Genomic DNA, 18,724 nt, shown 5'->3' with positions numbered 1-18,724 from the left:
CAGGCGACCCGGCCCGCCACCAGCGGGCACCGGGCACCGGGGTCGGGGGCACCGCGCCGCCCGGATCGACGGGTCTCCCCACCGCAAGATTGTCGCCCAGCCTGCCGCCGAGCACCAGCCGCAGCCGAGCGCGTCGCCCTCCCGGCGGATCGGCGCTGCTCAGCGAGGCAGCTCCCCGCCGAGCAACCGGACCGTGAACCTGTCCGGCTCGCGCTGCAGGGAGACGTACGCGCAGATCTGGTGGGCCAGCCACAGGCCCCAGCCGCCCGGACTCGTCCCGGGGACCAGGCCGACGAGCGGGTCGGCCGGGCCGGGCCCGTGATCGGTGACCGTGACCACGATGCGGCCCGCAGCGGCCCACAGCCGCAGCAGCACCGGCGGCCGGCCGTGCAGCATCGCGTTGGTGACCGTCTCCGTCGTCGCCAGCAGCAGGCCGCTGAGGTCGTCGTCGGCCAGGCCCGCGGTCGCCTGCAGCGCGACGAGCGCGCCGCGGGCCTGCGCGGTCGTCGGCGCGCTCAGTTCGATCGTGGGCGCGGTGTCCTCCAGCGGGTCGCGCCACGGCGTCACCCCGTCCGCCAGCAGGGCGAACGGGTCCTGGAAGGCGAGGTTGGCGGTGTGCCCGAGCGGTGTGGCGATGTGCGGATGGGTGCGCCGCACGAAGTCGAGCACCTCGTCGGGCGTGGTCCGGGTGTCGTACGGGCACAGGCCCCACAGCGGGAAGTCGTCGTAGGCGTGGTTCACCGCGGCCTCGTAGCGCGCCCACCACTCCCACGGCACGCCCACGCCCGGATGCGGCACGTCACCCGCGACCCGGATCTGCGCGGCACCGGCCGCCACGTGCTCGGCCAGCATCTCCCGGTACCGCTTGATCGCACCGGCCGGCCGCTGGTACTGCGCGTCGCCGCGGACGAAGACGACCCCGCTGTCGGCGCCCAGGGCGTCACGGACCAGCCGCTCATGGGGTTCGGCGAACACGGCCAGCGTGGGCTCGCCCACGGCCACACCGTCGGCGAGGAAGGGGATGACGACCGAAAGGAACTCGTCGTCGGATGCGTAGAACGCCGTCTCGTGGAAGAAGCCGCGGTGTCCCGCGGCCGCGCCCGTCCTCACGACACCTGCTCGTGCATCATCGACTCCCCGCACGCCAGGCAGGTACCCCCGACGTGTCCGCCCAACCTAACACGGGCACGTGAGATCGGCTCCGGTTTGCCGGCCCGGCGTCAGTCCAGCGGTTCGCCGCTGAGATGGGCGTACACCCCGGCCACCTGCAGCACGCGCAGCGCCATGCCGGCCGTGTTGACCAGGCGCAGGCCCCGGCCCGCCCCGACCGCGTCGTTGCGGGCCCGCACGAAGGCCCGAATGCCGGACGAGTCGATGAAGGTGACCGCGGTCATGTCCACCTCGACCGGCAGGCCCGGGTGCGCGGCCGCCGCCGTCGACAGCCAGCCGTGCAGGTCGTCCGCCACCGCCAGATCCACCTCGCCGCTCAGCGCGACGCGCACCACGCCGTCCGTCGCGACGACGTGGTGGCTCAGCTGGGGTGGTGGCAGGCTCACGCGAAGCTTTGTAGCACACCTGCCCGCGCGGGCGCTCGGGCGAGGTCAGCCGCCGACGTGGATGCCGGGCCGCCGGGCCGGGTCGGTGTCGCGCTCGCGCAGGATCTCCCGGACCACCGGCGGGGTGTCACCGCGCCCGAGGAACAGGTAGCGCAGCAGGTGGGTCAGCGGCGAGCCCTCGGACCATTCGAAGTAGCAGTGCGGGCGCACCCCGGTGGTGTCGCGCAGCGCGAGCAGGATGGCGGCGATGGCGTTCGGCGCGGCCGGGGCCGACGCCCGCAGCACCCGATACTCGCCGACCTGCACGCCGGTCACCTGGAGCACGTCGGAGAACGTCGATGGGTCCACCACGTCGATCTCCAGGAACAGCACGTCGGCGCGGCCCGGGACCGGGTTCATGCCGCGCTGCTCGCGCTCCTTGGCCGCGTACTCCGCGACGTCGCCCGCCTGGCGGCGGTTGGCGATCAGGTTCAGCTGCCCGTCGTGGTCGATGGAGTCGGTGACGAACCGCCGGGCGCGGGTGTCGAACTCGATGTGCTTGACGCGCAGCTCGGTGGTGCGGGCGGCGCGGGAGATCAGGGAGATCACCACGATGGCGAGGATGAACATCGCGGAGATGGCGATGCCGTCGGGCTTCTCGTGGATGTTCTCGCCGAGGGCGTACAGCAGGATCAGGGTGAGCACCGCGAACCCGGCGGTCGCCCACCTACGCCGGTAACGCGCGGCCGAGATGGTGACCGCGACGCTGCCGGAGACCATCATCGCCAGGATGCCGGTGGCGTACGCCCCGGCCTGGGCTTCGACGTCGGCCCCGAAGGCGATGGTCACGCCCACGCAGACGACCGTGTAGACCAGCACCACCGGCCTGACCGCGCGGGCCCACTCCGGCGCCATGCCGTAGGAGGGCAGGTAGCGCGGCACGATGTTGACCAGGCCCGCCATCGCCGACGCGCCCGCGAACCACAGGATCAGGATCGTGCTGATGTCGTAGACCGTGCCGAAGCCCTCGCCCAGGTGCTCGTGCGCCAGGTAGGCCAGGGCCCGGCCGTTGGCCGCGCCGCCCTCGGCGAACTCCTCCGCCGGAATCAGCACCGTGGTGACGAAGCTCGTGAGCAGCAGGTACACCGACATGATCAGCGCGGCGACGGTGAGCAGCCTGCGGGTGTTGCGGACCCGCGACGCCATCCGGGCACGGCCGTCGGAGCCCTCGGCGGCGACCAGCGGCATCATGCTCACGCCGGTCTCGAAGCCGGACAGGCCCAGCACCAGCAGCGGGAACGCCAGGATCGCCGGGCCCATCACGCCGCCGAACCCGCCTCCCCCGCTGGTCAGCGCGTCGGTCCAGCCCGACCACGCCCCGGGCGTGGTGAACACCTCGACCAGGCCGTACCCCGCGATGATCGCGTTGAGGCCGAGGAACACCGCGACCAGCGGAATCGCGACACCGACGGCCTCGCTGAAGCCGAGCAGGAACACCCCGCCCAGGATCAGCAGCAGGACCACCGTGATGGTGACCGCGTGGCCCTCCAGGAAGTGCGGGGCCAGGGGGTTCTCCAGCAGGTGCACCGAGGCGTCGGCCGCCGACAGGGTGATCGTGATGATCCACGACGTGGCCACGAAGCCGAGCAGCACCAGCACGAAGACCTTGCCCCGCCAGAACGGCAGCAGGTCCTCCAGCATCGCCACCGAGCCCTGCCCGTGCGGGCTCTCCTTGGCCACCCGCCGGTACATCGGCAGCATGCCCAGCAGCGTCAGCGCCACGATCAGCAGCGTCGCCAGCGGCGACAGCGCCCCGGCGGCGGTCGCCGCGATCGCGGGCAGGTAGGCCAGGGTGGAGAAGTAGTCGACGCCGGTCAGGCACATCACCTTCCACCAGGACTGCGGCTTGGCGTGGCTCTCGTCGGCCTCCGGCCCGACCGGCTGCACCCGGTGCTGCAGCAGCCAGCTGCCCAGCCGCCCGGCCGGCGGGTGCATGCCCTCGGGGCTGTCGACGACGGCGGGAACGGCGTACTCGACTGCCGCGCCGGTGGTGGTGTCGCTGCTCATGACCTTCTCGATACCCGGGGTGCGAACCTGCTTCGCGAACAGCGCACACCATAGGCCCGCCTGTCACGGCAAACGCGACCGGCCCGCTGTCGAGGTGGTCCGTTAGGCTGCCCGCGGCAGGCTGTAGCGCAGAGGTCGTCGCGCCACTTCGCGCAGTTGGAGGACGCCGGTTCGAATCCGGCCGGCCTGCCACCCACCCGTTTTGGAGGTGTGTGCATGATCACGCTGCTGCGCGGCGATCTGACGCAGTGGCGGCGCATCCGCACCCGCATGCCCACCTCGCAGGCCGTCGCGGCGGCCGCCGACGCCCGCGCCGCCGGTGACTGGCGCACGGCCGCGGCGCTCGCCGACACCGTCGTCGACGTGGACCTCGACGACGTCCGGGACCGGTTCGGCACCGAGGCGGCCGCCGCCATCGCCGAGGACCTGCGCCACCTCGCCCTGGACCTGCTGCTCTGGCACCTGCCGCGGCACCACGGCGGCATGACGACGCTGCGGGCACGCACCAGCGCGGTGCTCGCCCCGCAAGCCGTCGACCACGGCACGCCACTGCTGCGAGTGCGGCTGCCGCTGTCGCCGACCGGCCCCCAGCGGCTGCGGCTGACCGTCGCCACGCTCGCCGACCTGAACGACCACCGCTGGTACGTCGCACCCCGCCACACCTGGGACATCCGCGAGACCGCGGCGATCCGGGCCGCGTGGTGCTGCTCGGCCGACCGGTCGCCGCTGCTCGCGCCCGACGGCACACCCCTGCCCTGGTCCGCGCTGGGCACCGGCGACGACGCGGCGGCCGCGACCGAGCGCGTCTACCTGCTGCTGGCCGCGGGCGAGCACACCGCCGCCTGGCGCGCCTGCGGCATCGAGCTGCCGTTCACCGACACCAAGGCGCTGCACCGCGACCCCGCCACCCCGACCTGCCCGGTCGGCCTCGCCGCCGAGATCCGGGCCGCCGCCGCGACGTTCACCGAACGTCCCCGGTTTCCCGCCGAGCGGGTGGACACCCTGTTCGGGGCGCACCTCAACATCAGCGTCGGGGACGGCCTCGTCGCCGCCGAGTCGGATCCGCACGACTACAACGAGGGGCCGCCGCAGGTCGCGAGCGGCCCGATCCCGGCCGACCTCGCACTCTTGCACGCGGGCCTGTCGACCCCGGACGACCTGCACCCGCTGCTGCGCTCGGCGCTGTTCCCGACGCTGCCGCCCGCGCGGCACCGCGGTGACCACCGGTCGGCGACCGACCTCCGCTCCCCGACCACCGGCGTGGTCGGGCCGCCCGGTCGCGAACTGCCAGCGGAGTCGGCGGTAGGTGAGCCCGGCGCGCCGGTGCGGGTGCGGTGCCGGGGCGAGTGGCACATCGTGGGTGTACGCGACGGAGCGCTGCGGCTGCACAACCACGACGCGAACGAGTTACGCCGCGAGCAGGCGCTGCGGGTGATGGGCGGGGCGAGCGCCGGCTGTTTCGCGGTACGCGACACCTGGCTGACCGGGGCCGGCCGGCTGCCGAAGGCCCTCGCCGCGCAGCGCACCCGAGTCCGCGAGCGCCTGCTCGACGGCGACACCGACTGGCTGCTCGACGGCCTGGCCAGGGGCGTCGTCGATCCGCTGATGCGCGACGGCAGCGGCTGGTCGCTGCGGCACATGGCGATGTGGGTCGACCACCCGCGCCTGCTGCCGCTGCTCGACGCGGCGGGCCTGCCCGTCGACGCCCGCGACCGCATCGGCCGCACCCCGCTGTACGTCGCCGTGATGAACGGCGGCGACATCGCGCTGATCCGCGCCCTGCTCGACGCGGGCGCGGACCCGTACGCGGAGACGGTGCACGGCGCGAGCGCGATCCGCGTGGCCGGCGACCACGCACGCCGCGACGACCGGGCGTCGCTCGACCGGCTGTGGCGCGACCGCCGCACCGCGGCCGACCGCTGACCAGCCGTCCCACTGTCGTTCTCTCGACGAGGCGTCGTGCGTCCGGCCCGGTCGCCCCTATGGTGCAGTGGCCAATGCCAGAATTCCGCTGCCGAAGAAGGACCACTCCATGCCGCTCCACCCCCGCCGTGCCGCCCTGCTGATGATCCCGGTCCTCGCCCTCGCCGGGCTGGCGGCCGCCTGCAAGTCCGGCGGAGAGTCGCCGTCGGCCGCGCCCAGCGCGGTCACCGTGCTGACCCCGTCGCCGGACGCTCCCGCCAGCGCCGCGCCGCCGGCCGTGCCGACGCCGACCTGCGCCGAGGTGAAGGACGCGATGGTGCGCGGCCTGATCGACCCCTACTACGCGTTCGGCAAGGACGGCGCCCCGCTGGCCGAGGGCATGTTCTCCGGCGAGGACGGCCTGGTGCTGGCCGTGCAGAAGCCGTGCGCGACCGGCGACCTGGGCGGCGAGCTCGGCACCGTCACCGTCGGCACGATCATGAGCAGCGTGGTGGACACCACCGGCCGGTACTGGGGCGTCATGGTGTGCGCCAAGCCCGCCGACCGGGCGCAGTGCGTGGTGCACTTCGTGCTCGGCGACCGCGACCCGATCGAGTCCGTCGCCGTCGCCGACCGCAAGCTCACCCTGGTCTACCTGACCCGCCCCGCCGACGGCGGGTCCGCCGTGGTCAGCGTCCGGCGCACCGCCGTGTACGTCGCCGACGGCAGCATCCTCAAGGAGGAGTCGCACACGGACGCGCCCTACACGCCGTGATCGCGGCCTGACAGGTCCCGTGCGTCCACCGGGCGGGACCTGTCGGCCCGACGTGAGATCGTGATGGCCCGCCCGGCCACCGCCGACCTCACCGGAGCAGCGATGAGCGCACCTCGTGTCACCCTGTACGACCACGACGGCAACACCCACGCGCAGCCGTCGGGCGGACTGCTCTGGGTGCTGCTCAAGCAGTTCGACGACGTGCCGGGCCGCACCTCGATGTGGCTCGGGCGCGACGAGTCCGAAAGCGACTTCATGCAGGTCTGGCGGATGGCGGACGGATACCGGCTGCTCGTGCAGCAGCGCGAGGGTTCGCCGCCCGCGCTGGCCCATCAGCTGGGGTTCGACGCCGCCTTCGAGGCGCTGCTGGCCTGGAACCTCGGCCACGACACCTGGCGCACCGCCTGCGACTGGCGCCCGGTGTCGTGGCCGCCGGAGCCGGACACGCCGCCCGCGCTGATCCGGATCGCTTACGAGCCCGACCACTCGCGCACCAACCGGATCGGCCGGTACGCCGACGGCCAGTTCTTCGCGATCGTCCACGGCACCCGCCGCAACGCGCTCGGCGACATCGGCGTGGCGCTGCTCCTGTTCGACCACACCGGGACGTACACGGGCTCCCGGATCCACAACGACGTGCCGCTCGGCGACGCACACGAGCTGCGCGAGCGGCTCATCGCCGAACTGCCCGACGTCGCGTACGGCGACATCGCGGTCCGCCCGTTCTCCGTACGCGAGGGCGACATCGCCTGGGAACTCGTCGACCAGACCGCGAAGCACGGCATGCCCCTGGTCAGCTTCTACCCGATGGACATCATGTTCGCGCCGCCGTGGGACGGCACCTACGACACCTGAGCCGTCACCGGTCCGCGGCGGCGACGATGCCGTTGATGGTCGGGGTGTCGAAGAAGACGTGCAGCGGCAGGTCGACGCCCAGCCGGCGGCGCAACCGGGCCGCGATCTTCGTGACGGTGAGCGAGTGCCCGCCGAGGTCGAACAGGTCGTCGTCGGGCCCGATCTCGCCGTGCCCGAGCACCTCCCGCCAGATCTCGTACACCTGCAGCGCCAGCCCTGAGTAGGGCTGCGCCGACACCTCCGGCACCAGCGGCGCCCCCGCCAGCCCGGCCAGCGCGGCCCGGTCGAGCTTGCCGTTGGCGTTGCGCGGCAGCTGCTCGACCAGCGTGAACACCGACGGCACCAGGTATCCGGGCAGCCCGGCGGCCAGCTGCTCGCGCAGCCGGGCCGGGTCGGGCGCGCCGACGAGGTACGCCACCAGCGCGTCGCCGTCCGCCGACACGGTCACCGCCGCGTCCACGACCGACTCCGCCGCCCGCAGAAACGCCTCGACCTCCCCCGGCTCGATCCGGTGCCCGCGCACCTTGAGCTGGTCGTCGGCGCGGCCGTGGAACTCCAGCGACCCGTCGGGCAGCCGGCGCGCCCGGTCGCCGGTGCGGTACAGCCGCCCCCAGTCCGTGTCGACGAACCGCGCCGCGGTCAGCTCGGGACGGCCCAGGTAACCCCGGGCGACCCCGGCCCCGCCCAGGCACAGCTCCCCCACCACGCCGTGCGGCAGCGGGCGCAGCCCGGCGTCCAGCACGTACGCGGTCGTGTTGGCCAGCGGGCGGCCGATGGTCACCGGGCCGCCCCCGGTCAGGTCCGCGGCGGTCGACCACACCGTCGTCTCGGTCGGTCCGTACAGGTTGACCAGGCGCTTCGTCCGCGCCCGCAGCTCGGCGGCGAGCGGCGCGGGCAGTGCCTCGGCCCCGCACACCGCGACGACACCGCGCTCGGCGAACCCGGCGTCGATCAGCCGCCGCCACGTCGACGGGGTGAGGTGGGCGTGGGTGACCCCGGTCAACCGCAGCAGCTTCAGCAGCAGCTCGCCGTCGCGGGCCTGCTCGGCCGTGGCCAGCACGACCGTGCCGCCGGTGACCAGCGGCAGCCACAGCTCCGGCACCGACATGTCGAACGCCGCCGACGCAACGGCCAGCCATACGTCGCCCGGCCCGGTCGGCACCACCTCGGGCAGCGCGTGCAGCAGGTTGACCACACTCGCGTGCTCGACGGCCACACCCTTGGGCCGTCCGGTCGAGCCGGATGTGTAGATCACGTAGCAGAGCCCGGGTTCGTGCCGCTGTGCCACGGCCGGGTCACCGACGGGGGCCGGCGGCGTGGCCTCGCCGAGCACCGTCACGCCGTCGGCGTCGGCGACCAGCAGCGCGGCCGGGCTCGCGTCGGCGATCAGGGAGTCCCGGCGGGCCGCCGGGTGCTCCGGGTCCAGTGGCAGGTACGCCGCACCGGTGCGGAGCACCCCGAGCAGCGCGGGCAGCAGCCGCGACGTGCGGGGCAGGCACACCGCGACGAGGTCGCCGGGGCCGATGCCGCGGGCACGCAGCTGTTCCGCGACCGCCCCGGCCTCGGCGTCGAGCTGGGCGTACGTCATCGCGCTGTCGGCGGCGACCACCGCGAGCGCGTCCGGCTCCGCCGCGATCCGCGCGTCGACGAGTTCGTGCAGGGTCTGCGGGCCAGGAACGGGCCGGACGGTGGCGTTCCAGGTGGCGAGCAGCTCGTGTTCGGACGGGTCGAGCAGGTCTAGGTCGTGCAGCGGGGTGTCGGGTCGCCGGGCGAAGCCGTCGAGCAGATTACGCAGGTGAACGCCGATGCGGGCCGCGACGGCGGGGTCCAGGCGGGCCGGGTCGACGTGCAGCAGCACGGGCAGGTCCGCGGCGGCGGGGTCGTCCAGCAGCTGGACGTGCAGCGCGTTGCGGGCGGCGTGGTGGAACGCCGTCCACTCGACCCGCACGCCGAGCCCGGCGAACTCCGGCGTGGGCCGGACGCGGCGGCGGTAGCTGATCGACACCGGGGTCAGCGCGGCTCGCGGTGCCAGCCCGGACACGGCCCGCGACAGGGGCACGGCGCGTACGGGGTAGGTGTCCCGCAGCAGCCGCCGCACGTGTGCGACGCGTTCCCGCACGGTGACCGGCGCGGCGGCGGGATCGGTGACGGCCAGGCCGACGGGCAGCTCGTTGACGTGCAGCCCCACCGCGTCATGTCCGTCGGCGGGGCGGGTGCCGAGGTCGACGCCGACCACGGGAGCCGGGTCGCCGTACCGGTCGAGCAGCGAAAGCAGCCCGGCGAGCACCACCTCGAACGTCGTCGCCCCCAGCTCCGCGGCGGCCGCTCGGATCGCGACCGCGTCCAGGGTGAACGGCACGACCACACCGGCCGTCGCACCGGGCCCCGTGGTCCCCCGCAACCCCGGCAGGCTGGGCTCACCAGGAGCGCGATACCCCGCCCAGCGCTCGCCGGCCAACGCCAGCACCTCCCCGCCCAGCCCTGCCTCCCCGGCCCGTTCCCCTCGGGAGTCGTTCCCCGCCGCCGGATTCCCCGACTTTCGCGGAAACTGCAGCAATCCCGCACCGGATTCGTGCAGTTCCCCGGAAACCGCAGGGCCCGCTGCGGCGTGAGCCGCGCCGGGAGAGGTCGATGGGGTGAGGGCGGAGTAGCCGGTGGCCAGGTCGGTGAGGAGGATCTCTTTGGACTCGCCGTCGAAGACCAGGTGGTGGGCGACGATCAGGAGCAGATGCCGGTCAGATCCGGCGGGCATCAGGTCGAAGCGGATGAGCGGTCCGGCGGCCAGGTCGAACGGCGCGAGCGTGCGTTCCTGGACGTACTCCGCCAGGTCGACCGGAGCCGCTCCCACCTGCAGCGACGGTGTCCGGGACGCCGGGACCACGCGCAGCTCCCCGTCGTCCTCTGCGAACGCGCACGACAGCACCGGGTGGCGGGCGAGCGCCGCCGCGACCGCTTCCGCCAGCCGGGCCGGGTCGAGCGGGCCGTCGAGCCATACCGGCAGCGGCATGTGGTACGCCGTGGCGGCAAGCCCGAGGCGCTCGGTCAGCCACATGCCGTGCTGGGCCGGGGTGGCGGTGCTCATCGCGGTACCTCCTGCGGTGGTGCGGGGGCGAGCTCGCGCGCCGCGTGCTCGAACAGCTCGGTGACCCGCCCGGCGAGGGTGTCCATCTCGGACCGGTCGAAGGCGTGGTGGTTCCAGAGCAGGTGCGCGACCAGCCTGCCGTCCGGGTGCTCGACGACGGCCAGCTCGGGTGCCTGCAGGTCGGGCAGGCCGCCGGGCGTCGGCCAGTCCGCGTCCAGCGCCCGGGGCAGCTCGAACGTCTCGGACTCCAGCCCCGGCAGGTGCGCCTGGCCGCCCCAGGTCTCCACGCGCAGCCAGGCCGCGCCGGTGTGCCGCAGGTAGAACTCGGCGAACGGGTAGTGCTGGTGGTCCAGCGCGTCCAGGACGGTGCGCCGGGTCCGGGCCAGCAGTTCGGCGGTGGACGGCGCGCCGGAGGTGTCGACGCGTAGCAGCAGGGACTGGCTCAGGCAGCCGATCAGCGTCTCGCTGCCGGGCCGGGTGCGGCCGGGCACCGGCGACATCAGCAGGATGTCGTGGGTTCCGGTGCGTTCGGACAGGGCCGCCGCCCAGCACGACGCGATCAGCATGAACGGGGTCGCGCCCTGGGCCGCGGCGGCCCGGCGCAGCCCGTCGCCGAGCGGGCCGGGCAGCGGGAACTCCAGCGCGGCGCTGCGCAGCCGGACCGCCTCCCGGCGGCCGCGGAACGGCTCCAGGTGGGCGGGCGCGCCGTCGAGCACCCGCCGCCAGTGCGGCACGGTCGTCTGCCAGCGCTGCCGGGTGTACGCCACGAAGTCACGCAGCGGCGTCGCGCTCGCCGACCGGTCACCGCCGCGCGCAGGCGTCCCCGGCAGCGGGTTGCCGCTGCGCAATGCCGCATAGACGGCGCCGATCTCGTGCAGCAGCGGCCCCATCGACGCGCCGTCGCAGACCAGGTGGTGCACAGCCAGCCCGAGCACGTGGTCGTCGGGGCCGACGGTGGCGAGCATCGCCCGCACCAGCGGCCCGCGTTTGGTGTCGAAGCCGCCCTCGCGGTCGGCCCGGCACAGCTGCCCGGCGTGGTCGAGGTCGCGGGCCGCGACGGCGGTCACCACGGGCGGGCAGTGGTCGAGCACCCGCGCCCGGTGCCGCCCGGCCGGGTCCTGGTCGAACACGGTGCGCAGCGCCTCGTTCCGGTCCGCGACCGCGGTCAGCGCCCGCTCCAGCAGCACCGGATCGAGCTGGTCGTACACCCGGATGCCGACGCTGATCGGCCCGACGTCTCGCGGCTCCCCCGTCGCCCACATCCAGGCCAGCATGCTCTCCTGAGTGGACGCCAGCGGCACCTCCCCGGCCGCCACCCCGCCGTCCGCACCCCCGGCAGACGAGCGCCACTCGGCAGCCGGGCGATGATCGCCGTTTCGGGACGAAACCTGTGGTCCGACCCCACTTTCTGTCCACAAACGGCGATCATCCGCCGCAACCACGGCCGGAGCCACAGCCGGAGCCGGAGCCGGTGACGACGCCTGCGCCGGCGGCGCGGCGGCGGCGGGCGCGGCGGTGAGCCGGTCGGCCTGGGTGGCGAGCAGCGGGGTGTCGAAGACGAGCGAGACGGGCACGTCGCGGCCGAAGTGGGCCGCGGCCAGGACGGCCAGGTGGGTGGCGCGCATCGAGTCACCGCCGAGGGCGAAGAAGTCGTCGCCGACGCCGACCTCGGGCACCCCCAGCACCTCGCGCCACAGTCCGGCGAGCGCGACCTCGGCCGCCGTGCGAGGGGCGACCCGGGCCGGGGCCGCCGCGAACACCTCCCGCAGCGCGCCCTTGCGCACCTTGCCGCCGTCGTTGCGCGGCAGCGCCGCCACGGCGACGATCCGGGTCGGCAGCTCGTACGGCGCGAGCCGCTCGGCGAGGAACGCCCGCAGCCCCGCCAGCGCCGACGGGTCGCGCAACTCGACGGCCGCGGCGACCGTCGCGCCCATCACCGGGTGCGGCAGCCCGAGCACGGCCGCGCCGGACACCGCCGGGTGCTCGTGCAGCGCCGCCTCGACCCGCAGCGTGGAGACCCGGTACGCGCCCGCGTTGACCAGGTCCGATTCGCGGTCGACGAGGAACAGGTAGCCGTCGGCGTCGCGGTAGCCGAGGTCGCCCATGCGCACCCAGCCGTCGCGGAACACGGCGGCGCTCGCGCCGGGATCACCGTGGTACGCCCGCACGGCGTCGCCCGCGCGCAGCCACACCTCACCGGTCTCCCCCGGCCCCGCGACACCGCCGTCGGCGGTGAGGATGCGCAGCTCCGCCCCGCCCTCGGCGCGCCCGACCGAGGCGGGCCGCCCGGGATCGAAGACCATGCTGGTATGGGCCGGAGCGGCCTCGGTGGACGTGTAGTTGTTGACGATCACGGCTTCCGGCATCGCCTCGGCGAGCGCTCGGGCGACCGCGGGCGGCAGGGCCGCGGCGGTGCACGACACCAGCTGCACCTCGTCGAGGTCGCACTCGGCTAACACGCCCGCCTCCAGCAGCGCGCTCGCCATCGCGGGCACCAGGAACAGCGTGCCGACGCCCAGGTGCCGCGCCGTGCGGGCGTACACCCAGGGGTCGAAGGCCGCGACGGTGACCACCGTGGGTCGCGCGACCAGCGCGGTGACCAGCATCGTCTGCGCGGCGTTGGTGCCGATCGGGAAGGCGTGCAGCGCGTGCCGCGAGTGCGCCAGCGGCGGTCGCGCCGGGTCGAGTCCGTGGGTGAGGCTGGCGTGGCTGGCGGCCACACCCTTGGGTGTGCCGGTGGTGCCGGAGGTGTACACGATCTGTGCGGTCTGTCCAGGATCGAGGGTGACCGGCAGCGGTGTCCGGTCGCCCGAGTCCAGCTCGGACAGTGCCCAGCCGCCCGCGCCGACGACGACCCGGGCCCCGGCGTGGTCGAGCAGCTCCCGCAGCCGGGCCTCCGGCGACGTCGCCGACAGCGGCACGGCGACCGCGCCGACGCCGGTGACCGCCGCGTACGCGACCGCGAAGTCGAGCCAGTCCGTGCCCGCGAACACCAGGCCCACCCGGTCGCCGGGCGCGACGCCCTTGCCGAGCAGCCCGTGCCCGACCGCGGTGGCGCGGGCGTGCCACGCCGCCGCGGTCAGCGCCGGCTGCCCCGCGCCCTCCCCGGCTGCCAGCTGCAGCGCGACATGTCCGGGTCGCGCCGCCGCGAGGGCGGCCAGCAGTTCGGGGAGGGTGCGGGGCGTCATCGGATCACAGCAGCCAGAGCGGCACGGCCGCGGCGAGCGCCTGCGCGCCGGTGTCGTTCGGGTGGATGTGGTCGCCGCTGTCGTACGCGGGCAGGACCTTGCTGGGGTTGGCGGGGTCGCGCAGGATCTGGTCGAAGTCGACCAGCCCGTCGAAGCCGTTGTCAGCCCGCAGCCAGGTGTTCACGGCCTGGCGGACGGCCTCCTTCTCCGGCGTCCAGGTCGAGTAGCCCTCGAACGGCCCGAGCGTGGCGACGACCACCCGCAGGCCGCGGTCCTTGGCCTGCAGGGTGAGCTGGCGCAGCCCGTCGATGATCTGAGCGGCCGGGAAGCCGGACAGGTGCACGTCGTTGATGCCGAGTTCGACGATGACGGTGCGTACGCCGGGCTGGCTGAACACGTCGTCGTCGAGGCGGGCCAGGGCGCTGTCGCCCAGGGCCGGGGAGTTGATGGCCAGACCGTCGCGGGTGACCTGGTTTCCGGCGAGGCTGACGTTGAGCACGCCGGGGTCGGCCAGCGCGGGCCAGGTGCCGGTGATGCGCCCGGCGAGGTAGTCGGGCCAGCGGGTGTTCGCGCCGAGCGTGGAGCCCGAGCCGTCGCTGATCGAGTCGCCGAGCACGACGACCGTGCCCAGGCCGGTCTTCGTCAGGACCTCGATCCCGGCCAGGTAGTAGAAGTGGTTGTAGGCCGCGGTCTGGCCGGTGCCGTCGGCGGTCTCGGCCTTGTCGCCCGCGTAGACGTACGAGGTCTGGCGGGCGGTCCAGTGCCAGGACGTCGCGCCGGTCGCGGTCGGCAGGTAGAGGGTGACCGCGAGTTCCCCGGTCGCGGAGACCGGCAGGTCGATCGGGTCGGTCAGCAGTTCAGCGCCCTTGTAGACGGTCGCGGACTCGCTGCCGTTGAAGGTGACCTCGCGGATGCTGCCGGGCTGCAGGGTCGGCGAACCCGGGGTGGCGGGCAGGCCGACGCTGGCGTGGCCGATGGTCAGCGGGCCGGTGCCGTACGCGTTGGTGATCCGCAGGCGCACCTTCTCGCCGCCCAGCGAGACCCGCACGAGCTGGCGGATCGACTGGTCGGTGAAGCCGTTGAGCGAGCTGCCGGTGTTGGCCAGGCTCGGCGCGGTGAGTGCGGTCCCCCAGGTCCCCACCCAGCGGCCGGGCAGGCTGCCGGAAGCCGGGCCAGCCCCCGCGACCAGGGTGGTCGCGAGCAGGCCGAGTCCGGCGAGGCCGGCGGCGACGCGCCGGCGGACCCGGCCCGTCCCGGCACGCGATACGCCGCGCGTCGATTCTGTGATCACTTGTGGAACCTCCGTCGATTCCCGAGGGGGATGTGGCGGGCTGTCCCGCCGACGCGACCACGATGCCAATAAATAGTTAAGTTTCTTAGGTACAAAGCTGTGATCACGGTTGCCGGTTCGGATGATTTAAATGACCCCATCTATCGATGGCACCTAGGCGACGGGCCGCCCGGGGGGCGCCGGGCGACCCGCCGCCTATCCCTGAGGGGCCAGGGTCCTGACGCCCGCGGCGCCGCGCTGGGCGGGTTCCCGCAGGCACGACTCGACGATGTCCGCGGCGCGGGCCGCACCGCCCGCGGCCAGCACCTCGGCCCGCATCGCGGCGACGCCCGCCGCGACGCGGGGGTCAGCGGCCACCCGCCGTGCCGCCTCGCGCAGCCCGGCCGGGGTGAGCCCGGTCAGGTCCAGCGACGCGCCGATGCCGGTGTCGACGATGCGGGCGGCGTTGAGGTCCTGCTCCAGGGTCCGGGCCACGGCGAGGTGCGGGACGCCGGCCTGCACGCCCTCCATCACCCCGCCCAGCCCGCCGTGGGAGATGAACACCCGCGCGTGCGCCAGCACCGCCAGCTGCGGCACCACCGGCATGACCTGCACGTTCGGCGGCGGCGTGCCCAGCGAGCGCGGGTCGAGGCGGCGGCCCACGGCCAGCACCACGTGCCAGGGTGTGCCCGCGAACGCCTCGAACACCAGGCGGTAGAAGTCGGGCCAGTGGTTGTTGAGCGTGCCCAGCGACACCAGCGCCACCGGCGCGCCGTCGGCCGGCGGCGACCAGGGCACGTCACCGGCGCGCGGGGTCGTGCACGGCCCGACGAAGCCGAACTCCTCGCCGAAGGCCTCGCCCGCGTACTGGAACGCCCTCGGCAGGAAGGCCAGGTGGCGCACCACCCGCGGGGCGAGGAACTCGTCCGCGGGCAGCCCGGTCAGGCCGCGTTCGGCGAGGAAGCGCTCCAGGCGCAGGTGGTACTCGGCCAGCGTGGGATGGGTGAAGTCGACCGGGACCGCCTCGTTGAGCGACCACGGGCCCGCCGAGACGATCATCGGCCAGAGCTGGATCGCGGGGATGCCGTGGGTGTGCGCGAACACGTGCCCGGCGAACGCCATCCGGTCGAACAGCACCAGGTCCGGCGGGTCGGCCAGCAGGGCGGGCTCCAGCTGCGGCAGGGTGTGCTCGGTCTCGGCGAGGAAGTTGAGCAGGCTGCGTCCGATGTGCTCGGCGCGGGCCGGGGTGCGCGCCTGCGGATCGGTGTCGCCGGGCCGGGTCGAGGTGTACGAGATCACCCGCGCCCCCGCCGCCGCCACGTACGCGGCCCGATCGTCGGGGGCGGCGTAGCTGACCCGGTGTCCGCGCCGCACCAGCTCGGCGACCACGCCCAGGGTCGGGAACAGGTGCCCGAGCGCCGGGATGTTGAAGAACGCGATGTGGCTACCCATGCCGGGCCGCCACGGGAAGGACCGGCAGCTCGGCGTCGTCGGGCATCGCCCGCAGCAGCGCGACGACCTCGCCCGCCAGCGCGGCGGCGGTGTCCGCGGTGAACAGCCCGGTGTCGTAGCGCAGTGTCAGCGACAGCCCGTCCGGCCCGCGCCACGCGTCGAGCACCAGGTCGTGCAGGATCTGCGCGGTGGCCTGTCCGAACGGCCGCCAGTCGAGGTCGGCAGCAGTGCCGCCGGAGGTCTGCGTGTGCAGCGAGACGATCACCTGGAACACCGGCGTGCGCGAGCGGTCCTCGGCCGGGTTGACCGCGGCCACGACCTGCCCGAACGGCACCGCCTGCCGGGCGAGCGCGTCGATGGTGACGGCCCGCACCCGGGTCAGCAGCTCGCCGAGGCTCGGCTCGTCCGACAGGTCGGCCCGCAACGCGATCATGTTGCTGAACAGGCCGACCGCGTCCTCGGTCTCCTCCAGCAGCCGGCCGGAGACCGGGGTGCCCACGCAGAGGTCGGTCTGGCCCGAGCGCCGGGCGAGCACCGTGAGCAGCGCCGTGACCAGCACCATGAACGGCGTGGCCCGCATCTGCCGGGCGAAGCGCTCCAGGGCCTGCGCGTCCGGCGCGTCCAGGCGCACGTCGAGCTGCCCGCCGCGGGTGCTCTTCACCGGCGGGCGGGGCAGGTCGGTGGGCAGCTCCAGCGGCGGCACGCCGCGCAGCCGCTCGGCCCACCAGCGCAGCTCGGCGTCGTCGCCGCCGCCGGCGCACTGCCAGGCGGCGAAGTCGGCGTATCCGATGGGCGGCTCGGGCAGCGGGACGCCGCGGTACAGGGCCGCGATGTCGCGCTGCAGCACCATCGCAGACTCGCCGTCGGCGAGCAGGTGGTGCACGGCCAGGCACCACACGTGGTCGTCCGGGCCGAGCCGGATCAGCCGCGAGCGCACGAGCGTGCCGCCGTCGAGGTCCAGCAGCGCCCCGGCCAGCTCCGCGACCATGTCCTGCGCGCGCGCGGCAGGATCGGGCTCGCCGGACACGTCGACGACCTCGGTTTCCAAGCCGCCCGGGGGCGCGATCACCTGCCGCGGCCCGTCGGCGTCCACGGCGAACGTGGTGCGCAGCGCGTCGTGCCGGTCGGCCAGGGCCGCGACGGCGGCCGTGAAGGCGGGCACGTCGAGCGGCTCGGTGATCCGGTTGGCGATCGCCACGATGGGCGACGCGGTGCCCGGGTACGCGGTGCACAGGTGCCACATCCGCCGTTGCAGCAGGGACAGCGGGGCGGTGGCGGCGGGGGTGGCGCGGCGGGGGACGACCTGCACTCAGCCCACCTCCTCGTCACCAGACGGTGCTTGCAGATCCATCGACGCCTGCCTGTCTTGCGGTGAGACCGGGTGACACGGCACGCCGGGTGGGCGCACGGTACGGCCCACGCCGGAGGTCATCCACGCATGGGCATATAACTGATAGCACAGTTGATCCTTACTGTAAATATTCCTTCCAGAACTGATCTCCGGCCTGACCAGCGTGTACGCATCCGTCCGATATGGCATGTCGCAGCAGCGGGGTGACCAGTGCGGGCAGCCCGGCGAGCCGGTGACCGGGCACGAACCGGCGCAGCGCGCCCGGCGCGATCGTGCGCAGCGCGGCCGCCCCGCGCACCGTCCACAGGGCACGGTCCACCGTCGCGACGTCGCCGAACACCAGGTACGCCGCGACGCCGTAGCAGAACGCGGCCAGCCACAGCTGCAGCAGCAGCGAGTCCGCCACGACCCGGCGCATCCGGCCCGCCGGGTCGCACGCCCCGACCGCGGCGGCATACCGTTCGAGCAGGTCCGGCAGGGTCAGGCCGGACGGGGCCAGGAAGGCGTCGGCGAGCACCGCCCGCCACCCGTCGCCGTCGGGCACCTGGCACACCACCACGCCGTCGAACAGCAGCAGGTGCGGCACCACCGGCGGCACCAGCACCCGGGCCCAGTCGCCGGGCGGCCCGCCGAACAGCGCGGCGTGGCGCGGGCCCTGCAGCACGTCGTTGCCGATCAGCGAGTCGCCCTGCTCGTGCTCGGCCAGATTCGGCGAGCTGACCAGCGGCGTCATCCCGTGCTCGCGGGCGAAGCGCAGCAGCAGCACGTCGTCGGGCTCGCCGGATTCGGCCGGGAACTCGGCGAGCGCGTGCGCGACCGCGGTCGGCAGGACCACGGCGGTCGTCGGCACGTACGGGTCGAGCAGCGGCACCCAGCCCGCGCCCGCCAGCGCGGCCAGCCGCACCGCCGGCGACGTGCGCGAACCCCACTCGGTGAACAGGCACAGGATGCGGTCGGGCTGCGCCGCCACCGCCGCCCCCACCAGCCGGTCGACCCCGGGGGCGAGGCGCATGTCGTCCTGCACCAGCAGCCGGTGGGTGCGGCCGGGGTCGGCGGTCCGCCAGGCCAGCCGGGCGGTGCGCAGCGCGCTGCGCGGCCCGCCGGGCTCGGGGTCCTCGACCACCTCGAAGTCCAGCCCAGGCTGGCTCGCGGCCAGGGCTTCGGCCTCCGGGCGGCGGCGCGGATGCGCGGTCACCGCGGCCGAAATCGACGCGTGCATTTAAGTATCTTAACTGTTAAGTTTGTTG

Annotated in this window: 12 protein-coding genes and 1 tRNA gene; 4 read left to right on the top strand and 9 right to left on the bottom strand. The window is 74.3% G+C overall.

Translation table 11 applies throughout. The features are described from left to right. Positions 1-159 precede the first annotated feature (159 nt). The 3 genes from ACFQO7_RS05960 to ACFQO7_RS05950 all read right to left on the bottom strand — a co-directional run bounded on the left by ACFQO7_RS05960 (position 160) and on the right by ACFQO7_RS05950 (position 3,602). Entirely contained in the window at positions 160-1,110 is a 951-nt protein-coding gene (locus ACFQO7_RS05960) for an anti-sigma factor RsbA family regulatory protein (protein ID WP_376805456.1), read from the bottom strand. A gap of 110 nt (positions 1,111-1,220) precedes the next feature. Further along, on the bottom strand, positions 1,221-1,556 hold the full coding sequence (locus ACFQO7_RS05955) for an STAS domain-containing protein (protein ID WP_361047018.1): 336 nt from the start codon (positions 1,554-1,556) through the stop codon (positions 1,221-1,223). Between the two features lie 45 nt (positions 1,557-1,601). Beyond that, positions 1,602-3,602 (bottom strand): APC family permease, encoded by a 2,001-nt coding sequence (locus tag ACFQO7_RS05950; protein WP_376805455.1) that lies wholly within the window; start codon positions 3,600-3,602, stop codon positions 1,602-1,604. A 117-nt stretch (positions 3,603-3,719) separates the two neighbouring features. Here ACFQO7_RS05950 and ACFQO7_RS05945 point away from each other — a divergent pair. The 4 genes from ACFQO7_RS05945 (at position 3,720) to ACFQO7_RS05930 (ending at position 7,134) form a co-directional block, all read left to right on the top strand. Further along, positions 3,720-3,792, top strand: a tRNA-OTHER gene (locus ACFQO7_RS05945). A 26-nt stretch (positions 3,793-3,818) separates the two neighbouring features. Beyond that, a complete protein-coding gene (locus tag ACFQO7_RS05940) occupies positions 3,819-5,525 on the top strand; it encodes an ankyrin repeat domain-containing protein (protein ID WP_376805454.1) in 1,707 nt (568 codons plus the stop codon). Positions 5,526-5,634: 109 nt separating this feature from the next. Further along, positions 5,635-6,279: a hypothetical protein gene (locus ACFQO7_RS05935; RefSeq protein WP_376805453.1), complete on the top strand. Its 645-nt coding sequence runs from the start codon at positions 5,635-5,637 to the stop codon at positions 6,277-6,279. Between the two features lie 102 nt (positions 6,280-6,381). Continuing rightward, complete coding sequence (locus ACFQO7_RS05930) at positions 6,382-7,134, top strand: hypothetical protein (protein WP_376805452.1); 753 nt, start codon at positions 6,382-6,384, stop codon at positions 7,132-7,134. Positions 7,135-7,138: 4 nt separating this feature from the next. Here the strand turns inward: ACFQO7_RS05930 and ACFQO7_RS05925 are convergent, their stop codons facing one another. The 6 genes from ACFQO7_RS05925 to ACFQO7_RS05900 all read right to left on the bottom strand — a co-directional run bounded on the left by ACFQO7_RS05925 (position 7,139) and on the right by ACFQO7_RS05900 (position 18,696). After that, entirely contained in the window at positions 7,139-10,216 is a 3,078-nt protein-coding gene (locus ACFQO7_RS05925) for a non-ribosomal peptide synthetase (RefSeq protein ID WP_376805451.1), read from the bottom strand. Further along, entirely contained in the window at positions 10,213-13,404 is a 3,192-nt protein-coding gene (locus ACFQO7_RS05920) for an AMP-binding protein (RefSeq protein ID WP_376805450.1), read from the bottom strand. Before ACFQO7_RS05920 ends, ACFQO7_RS05925 begins: the two co-directional genes overlap by 4 nt. Before the next feature lie 4 nt (positions 13,405-13,408). Then, positions 13,409-14,695 carry an SGNH/GDSL hydrolase family protein gene (locus ACFQO7_RS05915; protein WP_376805449.1) on the bottom strand — a complete coding sequence of 429 codons (1,287 nt, stop codon included), beginning with the start codon at positions 14,693-14,695 and terminating at the stop codon, positions 13,409-13,411. Positions 14,696-14,890: 195 nt separating this feature from the next. Next, complete coding sequence (locus ACFQO7_RS05910) at positions 14,891-16,126, bottom strand: macrolide family glycosyltransferase (RefSeq protein WP_376805448.1); 1,236 nt, start codon at positions 16,124-16,126, stop codon at positions 14,891-14,893. Then, positions 16,119-17,435: a condensation domain-containing protein gene (locus ACFQO7_RS05905; RefSeq protein WP_376805447.1), complete on the bottom strand. Its 1,317-nt coding sequence runs from the start codon at positions 17,433-17,435 to the stop codon at positions 16,119-16,121. The genes ACFQO7_RS05910 and ACFQO7_RS05905 overlap by 8 nt, the downstream gene beginning before the upstream one ends. 160 nt (positions 17,436-17,595) lie before the next feature. After that, positions 17,596-18,696: a hypothetical protein gene (locus ACFQO7_RS05900; protein WP_376805446.1), complete on the bottom strand. Its 1,101-nt coding sequence runs from the start codon at positions 18,694-18,696 to the stop codon at positions 17,596-17,598. Between the last annotated feature and the right edge of the window lie 28 nt (positions 18,697-18,724).

Origin of the sequence: Catellatospora aurea (assembly GCF_042663325.1) — a bacterium.
GTDB classification, from domain to species: Bacteria; Actinomycetota; Actinomycetes; order Mycobacteriales; family Micromonosporaceae; genus Catellatospora; species Catellatospora aurea.
This window is presented reverse-complemented; position numbering and strand designations above follow the sequence as displayed.